This window comes from Streptomyces sp. SAI-135, assembly GCF_029893805.1.
Lineage (GTDB): Bacteria > Actinomycetota > Actinomycetes > Streptomycetales > Streptomycetaceae > Streptomyces.
Genome location: NZ_JARXYP010000002.1, coordinates 2961107 through 2977210, shown reverse-complemented (window position 1 = coordinate 2977210; position 16104 = coordinate 2961107). Strand labels below are relative to the sequence as shown.

General features: G+C 73.4%; 13 protein-coding genes and 1 riboswitch. Of the genes, 4 read left to right on the top strand and 9 right to left on the bottom strand.

All coding sequences use genetic code 11. The features are described from left to right. The first annotated feature begins 24 nt into the window (after nucleotides 1-24). Entirely contained in the window at nucleotides 25-1194 is a 1170-nt protein-coding gene (locus M2163_RS17905; protein WP_280851787.1) for a steroid 3-ketoacyl-CoA thiolase, read from the top strand. 477 nt (nucleotides 1195-1671) lie between these two features. On the opposite strand, the gene M2163_RS17900 is transcribed toward M2163_RS17905, so the two are convergent. Next, complete coding sequence (locus M2163_RS17900) at nucleotides 1672-3954, bottom strand: helix-turn-helix domain-containing protein (protein WP_280894453.1); 2283 nt, start codon at nucleotides 3952-3954, stop codon at nucleotides 1672-1674. Nucleotides 3955-4058: 104 nt separating this feature from the next. On the opposite strand from M2163_RS17900, the gene M2163_RS17895 reads away from it, so the two are divergent. Further along, entirely contained in the window at nucleotides 4059-4892 is an 834-nt protein-coding gene (locus M2163_RS17895; RefSeq protein ID WP_053846192.1) for an alpha/beta hydrolase, read from the top strand. Between the two features lie 5 nt (nucleotides 4893-4897). On the opposite strand, the gene M2163_RS17890 is transcribed toward M2163_RS17895, so the two are convergent. Beyond that, entirely contained in the window at nucleotides 4898-5596 is a 699-nt protein-coding gene (locus M2163_RS17890) for a YoaK family protein (protein WP_280894452.1), read from the bottom strand. A 103-nt stretch (nucleotides 5597-5699) separates the two neighbouring features. On the opposite strand from M2163_RS17890, the gene M2163_RS17885 reads away from it, so the two are divergent. Beyond that, nucleotides 5700-6947, top strand: coding sequence for an alpha/beta hydrolase (locus tag M2163_RS17885; protein WP_280894451.1), 1248 nt, complete (start codon nucleotides 5700-5702; stop codon nucleotides 6945-6947). Between the two features lie 11 nt (nucleotides 6948-6958). Here the strand turns inward: M2163_RS17885 and M2163_RS17880 are convergent, their stop codons facing one another. The 7 genes from M2163_RS17880 to M2163_RS17850 all read right to left on the bottom strand — a co-directional run bounded on the left by M2163_RS17880 (nucleotide 6959) and on the right by M2163_RS17850 (nucleotide 14475). Further along, a complete protein-coding gene (locus M2163_RS17880; protein WP_280851791.1) occupies nucleotides 6959-7378 on the bottom strand; it encodes a transglycosylase SLT domain-containing protein in 420 nt (139 codons plus the stop codon). 285 nt (nucleotides 7379-7663) lie between these two features. Further along, a complete protein-coding gene (locus M2163_RS17875) occupies nucleotides 7664-8473 on the bottom strand; it encodes an ECF transporter S component (RefSeq protein ID WP_280851792.1) in 810 nt (269 codons plus the stop codon). Next, nucleotides 8470-10257 carry an ABC transporter ATP-binding protein gene (locus M2163_RS17870; protein ID WP_280894450.1) on the bottom strand — a complete coding sequence of 596 codons (1788 nt, stop codon included), beginning with the start codon at nucleotides 10255-10257 and terminating at the stop codon, nucleotides 8470-8472. The genes M2163_RS17875 and M2163_RS17870 overlap by 4 nt, the downstream gene beginning before the upstream one ends. Then, nucleotides 10254-11345 carry a CbiQ family ECF transporter T component gene (locus tag M2163_RS17865; protein ID WP_280894449.1) on the bottom strand — a complete coding sequence of 364 codons (1092 nt, stop codon included), beginning with the start codon at nucleotides 11343-11345 and terminating at the stop codon, nucleotides 10254-10256. Before M2163_RS17865 ends, M2163_RS17870 begins: the two co-directional genes overlap by 4 nt. After that, complete coding sequence (locus M2163_RS17860) at nucleotides 11335-11985, bottom strand: SCO2322 family protein (protein WP_280894448.1); 651 nt, start codon at nucleotides 11983-11985, stop codon at nucleotides 11335-11337. The genes M2163_RS17865 and M2163_RS17860 overlap by 11 nt, the downstream gene beginning before the upstream one ends. After that, on the bottom strand, nucleotides 11982-13157 hold the full coding sequence (locus M2163_RS17855; RefSeq protein ID WP_280851796.1) for a prenyltransferase/squalene oxidase repeat-containing protein: 1176 nt from the start codon (nucleotides 13155-13157) through the stop codon (nucleotides 11982-11984). Before M2163_RS17855 ends, M2163_RS17860 begins: the two co-directional genes overlap by 4 nt. Before the next feature lie 117 nt (nucleotides 13158-13274). After that, nucleotides 13275-13404: riboswitch (cobalamin riboswitch) on the bottom strand. A gap of 45 nt (nucleotides 13405-13449) precedes the next feature. After that, the gene (locus tag M2163_RS17850) at nucleotides 13450-14475 is read right to left on the bottom strand and encodes an MBL fold metallo-hydrolase (RefSeq protein ID WP_280894447.1); all 1026 of its coding nucleotides are present in this window, start codon (nucleotides 14473-14475) and stop codon (nucleotides 13450-13452) included. 168 nt (nucleotides 14476-14643) lie between these two features. Here M2163_RS17850 and M2163_RS17845 point away from each other — a divergent pair, with 168 nt between their 5' ends. Beyond that, on the top strand, nucleotides 14644-16101 hold the full coding sequence (locus tag M2163_RS17845; RefSeq protein ID WP_280851798.1) for an aldehyde dehydrogenase: 1458 nt from the start codon (nucleotides 14644-14646) through the stop codon (nucleotides 16099-16101). Nucleotides 16102-16104 lie beyond the last annotated feature (3 nt).

The window sequence follows — 16104 nt, the reverse complement described above, 5'->3', positions numbered from 1 at the left end:
GTTCGGAGGAGAGGACCCGCACCCATGGCCGCCGAACCCGTGATCGTCGAAGCCGTCCGCACCCCCATCGGCAGGCGCGGCGGCGCGCTCGCCAACCTGCACCCCGCCTACCTGCTGGGCGAGACCTACCGAGAACTCCTCGGCCGTGCCGGCATCCCCGCCGACGCGGTGGAACAGATCGTCGGCGGCACGGTCACCCACGCCGGCGAGCAGTCCATGAACCCCGCGCGCACGGCCTGGCTGACCGTCGGGCTGCCCTACGAGACCGCGGCGACGACGGTCGACTGCCAGTGCGGTTCCTCGCAGCAGGCCTCCCACATGGTCGCCAACATGATCGCGGCCGGGGTCATCGACGTCGGCATCAGCTGCGGTGTCGAGGCGATGTCCCGGGTGCCGCTGGGGTCGGGCTCCAAGCACGGGCCGGGCAAGCCGTTCCCCGACGAATGGAACGTGGACCTCCCCAACCAGTTCGAGGCGGCCGAACGGATCGCGCGGCGCCGGGGGCTGACCCGCGAGAACGTCGACTCGCTGGGGCTGCTCTCCCAGGAGCGGGCGGCGGCCGCCTGGTCCGAGGAGCGTTTCAAGCGCGAGACGTTCGCGGTCCAGGTGCCGACCGTCGAGGACGAACAACGGGCCGGACAGGGCATGTGGCGGCTCGTCGACCGGGACGAGGGGCTGCGGGACACGTCCATGGAGGCGCTGGCCGGGCTGAAGCCGGTCATGCCGACGGCCGTCCACACGGCGGGCAACTCGTCCCAGATCAGCGACGGGGCCGCGGCGATCATGTGGGCCTCCAAGCGGATGGCGCGGGCGCTGAAGCTGAGGCCGCGGGCGCGGATCGTGGCCCAGGCGCTGGTCGGGGCCGACCCGCACTTCCACCTCGACGGTCCCGTCGACGCGACCCGCGCGGTCCTCGGCAAGGCGGGCATGTCCCTGAAGGACATCGACCTCGTCGAGATCAACGAGGCCTTCGCGTCGGTGGTGCTCAGCTGGGCCCAGGTCTTCGAACAGGACCTGGACAAGGTCAACGTCAACGGCGGCGCGATCGCGCTCGGGCACCCGGTGGGGGCGACCGGGGCCCGCCTCATCACCACCGCGCTCCATGAACTGGAGCGCGCGGACAAGGAGTTCGCGCTGATCACGATGTGCGCGGGCGGGGCGCTGGCGACGGGGACGATCATTCAGCGGTTGTAGACGACGAGGTGACGAAGGTTGCGGGCGGGGATCTCAACGCGGGGAGGGACTCGGCGGCTCGGTGCATCTCGACGTGGCGCTCAGCGCGAGGGCGCCGGCGGCCGAGGAGTGCTGATCCGCCGTCTCGCCCGGAAGGGGGCCGACGCCTGTGACGGCATCCCAGCCGCCTGACTCCAGAAAGGTGGCGCCGTCGGCAGCCACTTCGCCGCGCAGGCGCCATCCGCGCTCGTCTTTGCTGCGGGGGTCGGTGAGGCCGGGAGTCCGGCCGTGGCGGAGGCCGCGGATCGCGACTGCGGTGCGGCACGCGGATCCGAGTGCTCCTGACCGGCCGTGGCGAGCAGTACGGCCGCCACGGCCACCGCGGTGCGGGCACGCCGGAACACGGTCAAGTTCCCCCCAAGGAATGACACGGCGCCAGAAGCCAGGCGAAGCACCACTCCTGCCATGGACATGCATCTTCACCCGAGGGGTCGGGCCTCACCGTTGAGAAGGATTCCGGGTTCGCTCGACCCCCGCGGTGGCCTCCGTCGCCGACGCCGTGTCGCCGAACTGGGTGAAGAGCGCGCGGGCCCGGGTGTAGTGCTCGTGGGCCTCGGTGAGGTCGCCGCGGTGTTCCAGGGCCGTGGCGAGGCCGAGGGAGGTGTGGGCGTGGAGGCGGTCGACGCCGGCGTGGTCGAGGGGTGTGCCGACGCTGCGGAAGACCTCCGCCGCCTCGGACCAGCGCTCCAGGGCCAGCAGGTCCCTGGCCGTCTCACAGCGCAGCAGGGCGGCCGCGAACTCGTTCAGACCGGGAACGTCGCCGGTCCTGGTGCCGAGCAGGGCCCGGTGCAGGGCCAGCGCCTCCTCGCCGCGGCCCGACTCGCGCAGGGCGGTGCCGAGGACGCGCTGGGAGACGGCCTTGCCGGTGGAGTCCCCGGTGGTGTCGAAGAGTTGGGTGGCCCGGGCCGCCGCCTGCGCCGCCTCCGCGGGCCGGCCCAGGCCCATGCAGGCCCCGCTGATGTACGACCACGCCCAGGCCTGCTGGTCCAGGTCACCGGTCTCCGAGGCCAACTCCAGTGCTTGGCGGGCGAGTTGCTCGGCCTCCTCGTACCGGCAGGCGCCGACCGAGTGGGCCCAGGCGAGGCAGTTGAGCTGATGGGCCTCGGCCGCGCGGTCCCCGAGGGCGGCCGCGGACCGGGCGCCGTGGGAGAAGAGGGTCCGCCACTCGGGCCACAGGCACCAGCGGTCGGAGAACCAGTAGAGGGTGCGCGAGGCGTGCAGGATCTCCTGGTGCCGGTCCGCCGCGAACATCGAGGGCAGGGCGCCCGCCCAGTTGGAGCGCTCGGCGGTGAGCCACTCCTCCGCCTCCTCGGCGGACCCGGGGGTGAACGGGACGGGTTCGCCCGCCCAGGGTTCCGGCGCGCCGGGCGCCTCGAACCGGCGGCCCGCCGCGGAGGCCGACCGCAACAGCCAGTCCGCCATCCGCAACCGCACCGCCCCGGTCACCGACTCGGGCTCCTCCGCGCCCAGTTGCTCGCGCGCGAAGAGCCGTACGAGATCGTGCAGGGCGTACCGGCCCGGCGCGGTCTCCTCCAGCAGGCCCCGGTCCACCAGCAGGTCGAGGGAGCCCGCGATGGTGAGCGGGTCCTCGCCGGTCAGTACCGCGGCGAGCTCGGGGCCGGTGTCGTGGCCGGGGACGAGAGACAGGCGGCGCAGCAACAGCCGGTGCGGCGGTGTGAGCTGGCCGTAGGAGAGGGCCAGGGCGCTGCGCACGGCGAGGTCGCCCGCGACCAGTCCGTTCAACCTGCGCCCCTCGTCGGCGAGTTGGCCCACCAGATGGGCCGGGGTCCAACTCGGGCGGCTGGAGAGGCGGTTGCCGACGATGCGCAGGGCCAGCGGGAGGTGGCCGCACAGCTCGGTCAGCCGGGTGACCGCCTCGGACTGGCCCTCGGTCCGCGAGGCGCCGAGGATCCGCTCCAGCAGCCGCGTCGACTCCCCGCCGCTGAGCCCGCCGAGCCTGATCCGCCGCACACCTTCGAGACCCGCCAGCGGACGCCTGCTGGTGATCAGCACGAAACTGCCCTCGGCATCGGGCAGCAGCGGCCTGGTCCGGGTCTCGTCGGCCGCGTCGTCGAGGACGACCAGCGTCCGCCGGCCGGCCAGCGCCGCCCGGTAGACCGCCTCGCGGGCCACGGGGTCGACGGGGATCCGGTCCGCGGGATGCCCCAGTGCCGTCAGCAGGAGGACCAGCGCCTCGGACGCCGACAGCGGGGAGTCGCTCATGCCGTGCAGCTGGACGCAGACGCTGCCGTCCGGGAAGGCGCCCGCGAGCCGCCGTACCGCCTCCGCCGCCAAGGTGGTCTTGCCCTGCCCGCCCGGCCCGAACAGCACCGCCGCACGCGTGCGGGTACCGGTGGCGAGCGCCTCCAGGTCCGCCAGTTCCTGTCCGCGGCCGGTGAAGTCCGGGACGGTCCGCAGGAGATACGGCGCGGCCGGCGGGCCCCCGCGGTCCCGGCCGGCCTCGGCCAGCCGACGCAGGCGCTCGGCCTGCTCGGCGTCGAGCCGCAGGGCGGCGGCGAGCGCGTCGACGGTACGGCGCTGCGGCCCCCGGCTGCGCCCGCGCTCCAGGTCACCGAGCGCGCGCACGCTCACCCCGGACGCCTCGGACAGCTCCTCCAGGGTCAGCCGGGCGGCCCGGCGCAGGGAGCGCAGCATCACACCGAAGGCGGTGCCGCCAGGAGGGACATCGGACTGCTGGACTGCGGAAACAGGACTGGTCATCACGACAATTAGAACAAGCGCTCCCTACTTCCGCCTGCACTTCTGCCTGGTGACCATGGGCCGCGACTGGTGTGCTGGAGACCCGTCCAAAGAGGAGAGACCACATGCCGTACATCACCGTTGGCGAAGAGAACAGCGCGCCGATCGAGCTCTACTACGAGGACCACGGCACCGGACAGCCCGTCGTCCTGATCCACGGCTACCCGCTCGACGGCCACTCCTGGGAGAAGCAGCTCCCCGCCCTGCTGGAGGCCGGCCACCGGGTCATCACCTACGACCGCCGCGGCTTCGGCCGCTCCTCGCAGCCCACCACCGGCTACGACTACGACACCTTCGCCGCCGACCTCGACAAGGTCCTCACCACCCTCGACCTGACCGACGCGGTCCTGGTCGGCTTCTCCATGGGCACCGGCGAGGTGGGCCGCTACCTGGGCACCTACGGCTCCGGCCGGGTCGCCAAGGCCGCCTTCCTGGCCTCCCTGGAGCCCTTCCTGCTCAAGACCGACGACAACCCCACCGGCGTCGACCAGTCCGTCTTCGACGGCATCCTGGAAGCCGTCACCAAGGATCGCTACGCCTACTTCGACGCCTTCTACCAGGACTTCTACAACCTGGACGAGACGCTCGGCAGTCGCATCAGCGAAGCCGCCGTCCGCGGCAGCTGGAACGTGGCCGCGGGCGCCTCGGCCCACGCCTCGGTGGCCTGCGTGCCCACCTGGATCACCGACTTCCGCGCCGACGTCGCCAAGATCGACGTACCCGCGCTGATCCTGCACGGCACCGGCGACCGCATCCTGCCCATCGACGCCACCGGCCGCCCCTTCCACGCACTGCTGCCCGCCGCCGAGTACGTCGAGATCGAGGGCGCCCCGCACGGCCTGCTGTGGACCCACGCCGAGGAGGTCACCTCCGCGCTGCTGTCCTTCCTCGCGAAGTAGCCGGACTACTCCCGCCCCGACGCGGTCACCGCCAGCACCGCCACCAGCCCCGCCGCGATCGCCAGCGGGATCGCGAGGCCGTGGTGGAGGACCAGCCAGGCGCCCAGGGCGGCCCCGGCCACCATCGCGACCACCGACGCCGTACGGCGCGGGGAGCGGGTGCCGGGGCCGCCGCCGGCCCGGGAGTCGGCGGCCAGACCGGTCAACGTCATGGTCAGCACGGTCGTCGTCAGGTCAGGGACGCCGAGCTTGCGGACCGTGGCGTTGCGCAGTCCCATGGCGAACGCCGTGACGGCGATGAGGGTGTAGACGGTGGCCGTGGCGCCGGGCGCGGCGAAGGCGACCACGGCCGACACCCCCAGCAGGACCGCCTCGGCGGCGAGCGTGAGCCGGGCCCAGATGCGGCGGGAGCCCGAGCCGAGCCGTACCGCGACCCGGCCGCCCGCCACCGCGCCCACCACGAACGACCCCAGCGAGGTCAGCGTGTGCGCCACCGAGAAGCCGGGCGCCCCGGCCGCGGCGAAGCCGAGCACGACCACGTTGCCCGTCATGTTCGCGGTGAAGACGTGTTCGAGGCCGAGATAGCTGACGGCGTCGATCAGTCCGCTGACCACCGTCAGCACCAGCAGGACGGCCACCAGGCGCAGCCCGCGCGCCTCGGGGTCGCGGGCCGGCCTCGTGTCGGTGCCGCTGTGTTCGCTCATCGGTTCTCCGGACGGCCGGACGGACGGGGTGCACCCAAGTCCACCACGGATGCGGGGGGTTCTCGGATGTCGGGGTGACCTGCGCGTCCCTAGCGTCGGGTGCATGAGTGACGAGACGCGCACCTCCCTTGCGACACGGGCGGGCCGGCGCACGCGCAGGGGGCTCGCCGCGGCGGCGGCCCTGCTGCTCGCCGGACTCGCCATGGCTCCGGCGGCGGCCGGCAGCGAGCACACGCGGCAGACGCGGCGCGGTGACCTGGTCGCCGTCGTCCCGGTCGCCGACCGGGACGCCGGGCGGACCAGGTCGTTCCTGGCCGTGCAGCACGTCGACACCGGCGTGGTGCGGTACGGCGTCCGGGCGTACCGGCTGACGTACCGGACCGTCGACCCGTACGGGGCACCCACCACCGCGACCGGGCTGCTGACGCTTCCCCGGGGCGGTTCCCACCGCCTCGACCTGGTCTCCGACACCCACGGCACGATGGTCGACCGCGCCTACGCGCCCTCGGTGAGCGAGGACCTCGGGCGGGTGCCGTCGTACGTGCACGCCTCCGCGGGCCGGGCGGTCGCCGCCCCCGACTACCTCGGTCTCGGTGAGGGGCCCGGCCCGCATCCGTACCTGGACACCGCCTCGTCCGTGACCGCCTCCGTCGACATGCTGCGGGCCGCGCGGACGGCCGCGCAGCGGCTCGGCCGCCCGCTGACCGGTGCCGTGTACGCGACGGGCTTCTCACAGGGCGGCCAGGTCGCGATGGCGCTCGGCAAGGCGCTCGAAGCAGGCGCCGACCGGCACTTCCGACTGACGGCCCTCGCGCCGGTCAGCGGCCCGTACGACCTGGAGGGCACGGAGATGCCCGCCCTGTTCGACGGCCGGGTCAACGACACCAGCGGAGTCCTCTACATCTCTTACTGGCTGGTCGCCCAGAACCGCCTGCACCCCCTCTACAAGGACCCCTCCGAGGTCTTCCGCAAGCCGTACGCGGGCCGGGTCGAGCGCCTGCTGGACGGGAGCCACGAGCAGGAGGACGTCGTCAGAGGACTCGCGCCCTCGGTGGAACAGCTGCTCACCCCCGCCTTCTTCGAGCGGCTGCGGCACCCCTCGGGTGCGGTGCTGGACGCGATGCGGGCCGCCGACCACACCTGCGACTGGAAGCCGGACGTGCCGGTGCGGCTGTACGCCGGGACCGGTGACACCGACGTGCCCGTCGGCAACACCCGGACATGCGCCCGCACCCTCGCAGGTCAGGGAGCGAGGGTGCGGGTGGTCGAACTGGGGGCCGTGGACCACTTCGGGTCGGTCCTGGCGGCGGCCCCCCAGGTGGTGCGGTTCTTCGACGGCGTACGGCGGTGACGCGCGGCCGCTCAGTACCAGCCGTTGGCCTGCCAGAAGGCCCAGGCGGCGGTCGGGCTGCCGTAGCGGGAGTTCATGTAGTCGAGGCCCCACTTGATCTGGGTCTTGGCGTTGGTCTTCCAGTCGGCGCCGGCCGAGGCCATCTTGGAGCCGGGCAGGGCCTGGACCAGGCCGTAGGCGCCGGAGGAGGCGTTGGTGGCGTCGACGTCCCAGCCGCTCTCGTGCTCGACGATCTTGCTGAACGCGTTGTACTGCGCGGCGTTCGGGATCATCTTGTGCGCGATGGCCTTGGCCTGGGCGGGCGAGTTGGTCGTGGCCGCCTGGGCCGGCGCCGCGGTCAGGACCAGGCCGGCGGTGGCGGCGGCCATCGCGGCGGTGGTGATGGCCTTCTTCGGGGAAGCGATGCGGCGGGCGAAGCGGGAGACGGACACGAGGAACCTTTTCTTCGGGGACGGTGGTGTCGCTCGCGGTCCCGGGGGACATGCGTCGGCGCCGAGGCCCGTGGGCTTGTCGGCGCCGTGCGACGTCGTCCAGAGAAACAGGCTCGGAAGGCGTCCGCAATGACCCCTTTTACTAGTTGTGGTCGAATCGCCGGGAAAGGTCACCCGTGTGATCCGGCTCTCAAAGCGCAGGTCAGAGGGGGTGGGGTGTGGGCGTTATGTCGGAAATGTTCCTACTGTTCCCCTTAGTAGGTGAGCTGGGTCATGTGGGGCGCTTCACCGCTCGGGCGCCTCGAATGTGACCGGGGCCTCGAAGGCCGCACGGCGGGTGGCCCGGCGCAGCCCCCGGAGGAGGGCCGGGCCGAGGGTGAGCGTCAGGACGACGGTGACCAGGGCCCGGCCGAGGTCCCAGCCGAGGGACGTGGCCACGCAGTACGCGAGGAAGCGGGCCAGGTTGGCCGGCACGTCCGCGTGCGGGTCGAAGGCGATGTCCGAGGCGAGGGCGCCCAGGAAGGGCCAGCCGGCCATGTTCATGGCGGTGCCGTAGGCGAAGGCGGCGAAGAAGCCGTAGGCGGCAAGGACCCCGACCTCGGCACGGCCCCGCGTCCGGGCCGGCACCGGCAGCAGGCCCGCGCCCATCGTGAACCAGCCCATCGCCAGCATCTGGAACGGCATCCACGGCCCCACCCCGCCCGTGAGCAGGGCGGACGCGAACATCGTGACGTTGCCGAGCGCGAAGCCGAAACCCGGCCCGAGGACCCGGCCGCTGAGCACCATCAGGAAGAACATCGGCTCGATACCGGCGGTGCCCGCACCGATCGGCCTGAGCGCGGCCCCGGTCGCCGCGAGCACGCCGAGCATCGCCACGGCCTTCGGCCCCAGCCCCGACTCCGCGAGCGCCGCGGCGACCACCGCGACGAGCAGGACGAGCAGCCCGGCGAAGAGCCAGGGGGCGTCCTGGGCGTGGCTGCCGACCTGGGAGGCGGGCGGGGCGAGGAAGGGCCAGCCGAACGCGGCGACACCCACGGCGCTGACCAGGGCGAGGGCGAGGACGGAGCGCGGGCCGAGACGGACGGCCCGGGTCATGACAGGGCCTGCCTCACCTGGGCGACCGTCAGCCACCTCTGCGGGGCGAGGACCTTGCTGACCTGCGGGGCGAAGGAGGGCGAGGAGGTGATGACCTCCCCCGCCGGGCCGTCGGCGATCACCTCTCCCTCGGCCAGCAGGACCACCCGGTGCGCGAGCTCGGCGGCGAGCTCCACGTCATGGGTGGCCAGCACGATCGCGTGGCCGGCGGCGGCGAGCTCCCCGAGCAGCCGGACCAGGCGGGCCTTCGCCGCGTAGTCCAGGCCGCGGGTCGGTTCGTCCAGGAGCAGGAGGGGCGGGCGGGCGGTCAGCACCACGGCGAGGGCGAGGGCGAGCCGCTGGCCTTCGGAGAGGTCGCGGGGGTGGGTGTCGTCGGTCACGCCCGGGAGCAGGTCCGAGACGAGGGCCCGGCAGGTACCGGGGGCGGCCGCGGCGTCCTGGTCGGCGGCCCGGCACTCGGCGGCGACGGTGTCGGCGTAGAGGAGGTCGCGGGGTTCCTGGGGGACCAGGCCCACCCGGCGGACGAGGTCGCGCGGGGCGGTGCGGTTCGGCTGGGCGCCGCCTACCCGGACCGTGCCGCTGTTCGGTGCCACGAGTCCTACGAGGGTGTTGAGGAGCGTGGACTTTCCGGCGCCGTTGCGGCCCATGAGGGCGATGGTCTCGCCGGGGTGGATGGTGAGGTCGATGCCGTGCAGGGCCTGGACGTGGGCCCGGCGCACGGAGAGGGCGCGGGTTTCGGCGAGGTGGGGGGTGGGAGTGGAGGCGGGGGTGGAGGCTGGGCGGCTGCGGAACACCCGCCTTCGGCGGGGCGTTCCGTGCTTCCCACCCGCACCACCCGTTTCGCTTTCGTGGTCGGGTGCGGGTGCGGGTGGCCCCAGTGGGGGCGTCTCGCCGTCGGCGGCCGCGGGTGCGTTCTGTCCGGTCGTCCCTCCGTCGGCGACCGCGGGCGCGTTCTCCTTCGGTGCCCGCACGGCCAGTCGCTCCCTGAGGTCCCCCGCCCTGCGCCGCGCGTCCCGCACCGTCAGGGGCAGGGGGTCCCAGCCCGCCAGGCGGCCCAGGTCCACCACCGGGGGGTACACCGGGGACACGGCCATGATGTCGGCCGGGGTGCCGAGGACCGGTGGCTCCCCGGGGGCCCGCAGGAGGGCGACCTGGTCGGCGTACTGGATGACGCGTTCCAGGCGGTGTTCGGCCATGAGGATCGTGGTGCCGAGGTCGTGGACCAGGCGTTGGAGCACGGCCAGGACCTCCTCCGCCGCCGCGGGGTCGAGGGCCGAGGTCGGTTCGTCCAGGACCAGGACGCCGGGGTGCGGGGTGAGGACCGAGCCGATCGCCACGCGCTGCTGCTGACCGCCGGAGAGGGTGGCCAGGGGACGGTCCCGCAGGGGAGCCAGGCCCAGCAGGTCCAGGGTCTCCTCCACCCGGCGGCGCATCACCGCCGGCGGCAGGCCCAACGACTCCATGCCGTAAGCGAGTTCGTCCTCCACGGTGTCCGTCACGAAGTGGGACAGCGGATCCTGGCCCACCGTGCCGACCACGTCGGCCAGTTCGCGCGGCTTGTGGGTGCGGGTGTCGCGGCCGGCCACCGTGACCCGGCCGCGCAGGGTGCCGCCGGTGAAGTGCGGCACGAGCCCGCCGACCGCGCCGAGGATCGTGGACTTGCCCACCCCCGACGGCCCCACGAGCAGCACGAGTTCACCCTCGGGCACGTCGAGGTCGACGCCCCGGACGGTGGGTCCGGGCGCCCCGTCGTAGGTCACGGAGACGTCCTCGAAGCGGATCACGGCGACGGCTCCTTGGGGGCGGGGGCGAGGAAGGCCGGCAGGAGACCCAGGAGGACCGCCGCGGCCGGCCGGAGCGGCAGGGAAGGGGCGACGAGCGGCACCACACCGGGGTGCAGGGCGGCCGGATCGGCCGCCCCCGCGAGGAACATCGCCGCCGCCACGGCCGCGCCGGAACCGGCGACCAACAGGGACCTGCCGGTCCAGCGGTCCGGGCGGTAACGGGTGCGCGGGGTGCGGCGACCGCCCAGACGCAGACCCGCGAGGGCCGCCGTGAGACCGGCGAGGAGCACGGGGAAGCCGTACGTGCCGCCCTCGGCCGTGAGCAGTCCGTACGTTCCCGCGCACACCCCGAGCAGCCCGCCGAGGGTGAGCGCGCTGGTCGTACGGCGGACCGCGGGCGGGACCTCGGCCGTACGGCCGTAGCCGCGGGCGTCCATCGCCGCTGCGAGGGCGACCGAGCGTTCCAGCGCGCCCTCCAGGACCGGCAGTCCGACCTGGAGGAGACCGCGGAGGCCGGTGTCCGGGCGGCCGCGGAGGCGGCGGGCGGCGCGCAGGCGCTGGACGTCGGCGATGAGATGGGGGGCGAAGGTCAGGGCCACCACGACCGCCACGCCGAGTTCGTAGAGGGCTCCGGGGAGGGACTTGAGGAGGCGGTGCGGGTCGGCGAGGGCGTTCGCAGCGCCGACGCAGACGAGGAGGGTGGCCAGTTTGAGGCCGTCGTAGAGGGCGAAGACCAGGGACTCCGCGGTGACCCGGCCGCCCAGGCGGATGCCCTGGGCCCAGTCGGGGAGGGGCAGTTCGGGCAGGGTGACGAGCACATGGGTGCCCGGTACGGGGGAACCGAGCACGATCGTGAAGAGGAGCCGGACGAGGAGCACGGCGAGGGCGAGCTTGAGGAACGCGGCATACGAGCGGGACCAGGGGGTGTTCCGGCGGCAGCTCACCACCACGTAGGCGGAGACGGCGACGAGGAGGGCGAGGAGGAGGGGGTTGGTGGTGCGGGTGGCCGCGATCCCGAGGGACAGGGACCACAGCCACCAGGCGCCGGGGTGCAGGGAGGCGGGCGGGACGCCCGGGCTACGGGGCATTCCTGCGCCGCCTCGCCTGCCACACCGCCGCCGCGCCCAGGACAGCGACCGCCCCCGCCCCGGCGAACAGGCCCACGGACGGGCCGGAGCCCGACGTGTTCTTCTCCGAACCGGTCCCCTTCTCCGAACCGGTCCCCTTCTCCGCGACCGGCTCCCCGCACCCCGTCCGCGGATACCCGGAGACCGCGCACAACAGGGCGTTCGCGTTGTACCGGAGGGGTTCGGCGACCGACGCCAGAGCCTCCGCCGTGGTCGCGTCCCGGGGCACCGACGCGCACGCGGTGCGGCCCGCCGGGGGTGTCTCGCCGGCCGGGGCGTCCGACGCCGTACCGAAGTCGAGGACCAGGGCCACCCGCTTACGGCCGTCCCGCGCGGGCGTGTCCGCGCAGATCGCCGAGAACGACGCGGTCCCGCGGGGCTTGTCGGCGTCCGCCGAGTCCTCGCTCACCGCGAAGCGGAAACCCTGGACGTCACCGTCGGAGGGGACGGTGGTCGAGGGGCCCTGGGTGGCGTAGGTCCAGGTCGCCCCGGTGCGGTCCCAGAAGGACCAGTAGCGGTAGCCCGTCGCGTGGGCCGGGCTCGCCACGGTCAGGAGGAGGCCGGCCAGGAGGGAGAGGAGGACCGCCCGACGGGTCGTCACGGCTGCTTCCTCCTGTTGCGGCTGCTGAGCAGGAAACCGATGCCCGCGCCGGCGGCGAGACCCGTGCCGACCATCCACCAGACGGAGGTGCCGGAGTCGTCCTGGGACGCGGTTTCCGTCGCCGGTCCCGTCGCGGTCAGCTGCTTCACCAGGTCCGTGCCGCCGAAGTCGCCCGGGTCGGCGCCGGCCGCCTCGGCGGCGAGGATCAGCTGGGCGTAGGCCGCCGGGCCGTTCTGCCGGGCCCACTTCGCGGAGTTCCGCTCCAGCCACGCCAGGGGCTTGCGGGCGGCCTGGGGACCGCCCTGTACGGCGAGTGCGACGACGGCGTCCGCCGTGTTGCCGTGGTCGGGCTGGTTCCCGGCACCGGGGAGGGCGGACTTCAGGTAGCCGTCCTTCGCGACCTCCTCGGCGAGGAAGGAGGCTCCGTTGGCCGCGGCCCTCGCGGGGGTGAGGTCCGGTGCGTCGGCGCAGGTGCTCTCGCTCGGGGCGCCGGCCTTCGCCGTCAGCGGTCCCGCTCCGCGCGCGGCGACGACGGCCGCCGCCGTCGCGTCCGCGTTGGCGGTGAGCTTGCCCTTCTTGTCCGGCTGATAGGCGAACGCGCCTCCGTCGGCACACGGCAGGGACAGCCTCAGCAGGGCGTCGTAGGGCGACTGCGCGCCGGCGCGGACCTTCGGGACGGGGACGTCCTGGGTGGCGAGCGCGCCGATGACCACGGACGTCGAGTTGGCGTCGCTGGCGCCGCCCGGGGTGAAGCCCCAGCCGCCGTCCTTGTTCTGGACGGACTTCAGCCAGTTCACCGCCTTCGTGACCGCGGTGCCGTGTCCGCCGACCGCGGACAGGGCCTGGGCGGCCGCGGCCGTGCTGTTGGTGTCGACCATCAGCTTGGCGTCGCAGGCCTTGGCCGGGTTCGCCCGGAACGCCGGGAACGCCCCGCTCTCGCACTGCTGCCCGGCCAGCCAGTCGACGGCCGCGGCCGCGGGCTCCGTGTGCGCCCGGTGCAGGGCGATGAGCGCGAACGACTGCCGCCAGACCCCGTCGTAGGTGGGGTCGCCGCTGCCGTACAGCCCCGCGGGCAGGGACGGCGAGGGGGACGGTGAGGCGGCGACGGCGGGTGCGGCCGTGCCGATCACGACGGTGGCGGCCAGGACGGCGGCGCTGCGGCGGACGTTCATGATCGGCGGATGCCCTTCTCCCTGCGGAGAGCCGGGCAGCGCGGGAGGACCCCCGGGCGGCTCGGCTCCGTATACCTCGACGGTGCCCGCACCGGCCGGTCGCCGATGCGCGTGAGCCGGTCACGAACCGTGCGGGGCAGTCCGGCTCACCGCCCTGGGAGGCGGTTCACGGTTGCGGGTCAGCGCCGGAATTGCACCGGCTTTCCCCCGTACGGGTGTGATGACGACCTGGCCACTGTACTCGCCCGTAGGGAAGTGCCTGGGAGTCGCCTGTGCGGAGCCGCCCGTGCCCTCAGGCCGCCACGTACGTCACCGGATCGCTCCCCGGCACCGCCTCCGCCCGCCCCAGCTTCACCAGCCGCCGCAGATGCGCCTCGGCCTCCGAGACCGCGATGTTCCGTGATCCGTAGGGGATCTGGTCCCACGGCCGGTTCCACTCCATGCGCTCGGCGAGCTGCCAGGGGGTGAGGGGCTCGGCGAGGAGGGAGCGCAGGTCGGTGAGGCGTTCCTCGTGGTGGTCGAGCAGTTCCCGGACCCGGGCGCTCGCGTCGGTGAAGACGTGCTGGTGGGCCGGGAGCACCTCGGCGGGGGCGAGGCGGCCGATGCGCTCCAGGGAGTCGAGGTAGTCGCCGAGGGGGTCGGTGACGGTGGCGTCGTCGGGGTCCTCGTACAGGCCGATGTGCGGGGTGATCTCGGGGAGCAGGTGGTCGCCGGAGAACAGGCGTCCGCGGCCAGGGAGTTGCTCCGGGTGCTCCTCCTCCAGGTGCAGGCACACGTGACCCGGCGTGTGTCCGGGCGTCCAGATCGCCCGGAGCCTGCGGCCGGGGAGGTCGAGGAGTTCGCCGGGGACGATCTCGCGGTCGGGCAACGCGGGGGAGAAGCCCGGGAGTCGGCGACGGCGGGCGGTGCGCAGAGGGGCCACGTGTTCCTCGGGGGCGCCCGCGGCCACCAGCTTGGCCGTCATGTAGGTGAACCAGCGCTCGGCCCGGGTCTCCCGGGTGCGCCGCACGATCGCGGAGTCCGCCGCGTGCATCGCGATCCAGGCGCCGGAGACCTCGCGGACCTGCCCGGAGAGGCCGTGGTGGTCGGGGTGGTGGTGGGTGATGACGACGCCGTGGATCTCGCCGACGTCGGTCCCGCACGCCGTCAGCCCCTCGGCGAGGGTGTCCCAGGAGGCCGGGTCGTCCCAGCCGGTGTCCACCAGCACCGGACCCCGGTCGGTGTCGACGACGTAGACGAGCGTGTGGCCGAGGGGGTTGTCGGGGATGGGCACCTGGACGGACCGGACGCCTCCACCATGGTCGTGCACCTGCGCCATGAGCTCCCCAATCACCGCGTTCCGGCCACTATAACTAGAACGGGTTTCGACGGTAGCCCGAGGTCACCAATGCGCGCGACGCACGGCCCGTGGACTCCTCGGAGTGGAACTGGTATCAGTTCCGTATCTGATGGTTCGTCAGCAAGCCGCCCCTGGGAGGCGTTCGCCATGACCGAGCTCGTGGAACACGGACAGCTGTTCATCGGCGGGGAGTTGACCGACCCCCTGGGCGAGGACGTCATCGAGGTGATCTCCCCGCACACCCAGGAGGTCATCGGACGGGTGCCGCATGCCTCCCGGGCGGACGTGGACGCGGCCGTCGCCGCCGCCCGCACCGCCTTCGACGAGGGCCCCTGGCCGCGGATGACGCTCGACGAGCGCATCGAGGTCGTCACCAGGATCAAGGACGCCATCGCGGTACGGCACGAGGAGATCGCCCGCGTGATCTCCTCCGAGAACGGCTCCCCCTACTCCTGGAGCGTCCTCGCGCAGGCCCTGGGCGCGATGATGGTCTGGGACTCGGCGATCACCGTCGCCCGGAACTTCACCTACGAGGAGCGGCGCGACGGAGTCCTCGGCCGCATCCTCGTCCGCCGTGAACCGGTGGGGGTCGTGGCCGCCGTGGTGCCCTGGAACGTCCCGCAGTTCGTCGCCGCCGCCAAGCTCGCGCCCGCGCTGCTCACCGGCTGCACGGTGGTGCTCAAGCCGTCGCCCGAGTCGCCGCTGGACGCGTACATCCTGGCCGAGATCACCAGGGAGGCCGGACTTCCCGAGGGCGTGCTGTCCATCCTCCCGGCCGACCGCGAGGTGAGCGAGTACCTGGTCGGGCATCCGGGGATCGACAAGGTCTCCTTCACCGGTTCGGTGGGGGCGGGCAAGCGCGTGATGGAGGTCGCCGCCCGCAACCTCACCCGCGTGACACTGGAGTTGGGCGGGAAGTCGGCCGCGGTCGTCCTGCCGGACGCGGACGTGGAGGCGGCCGTCGCCGGGATCGTCCCGTCCGCCTGGATGAACAATGGGCAGGCCTGTGTGGCCCAGACCCGCATCCTGCTCCCGCGCTCCCGCTACGACGAGTTCGCCGAAGCCCTGGCCGCGGCGGCGAGTTCCCTGGTCGTCGGCGACCCGCTCGACCCGGCCACCCAGGTCGGCCCCCTGGTCGCCGAACGCCAGCAGCGCCGCAACCTCGACTACATCAGGATCGGCCAGGAGGAGGGCGCGAAGATCCTCACCGGCGGCGGGCGTCCGGCCGGCCTGGACCGCGGCTGGTACGTGGAGCCGACGCTCTTCGGGGACGTCGACAACTCCATGCGGATCGCCCGGGAGGAGATCTTCGGCCCCGTGATCTGCCTGCTGCCCTACGGTGACGAGACCGAGGCCGTGAAGATCGCCAACGACTCGGACTACGGCCTCTCCGGCAGCGTGTGGACGGCCGACGTGGAACGCGGCATCGAGGTGGCCCGCCAGGTCCGTACCGGCACCTACTCCGTCAACACCTTCAGCCTCGACATGCTCGGCCCCTTCGGCGGCTACAAGAACTCCGGCCTGGGACGGGAGTTCGGCCCGGAGGGATACGGCGAGTACCTGGAGCACAAGATGATCCATCTTCCGGCCGGCTGGGAGGCGTGAGCG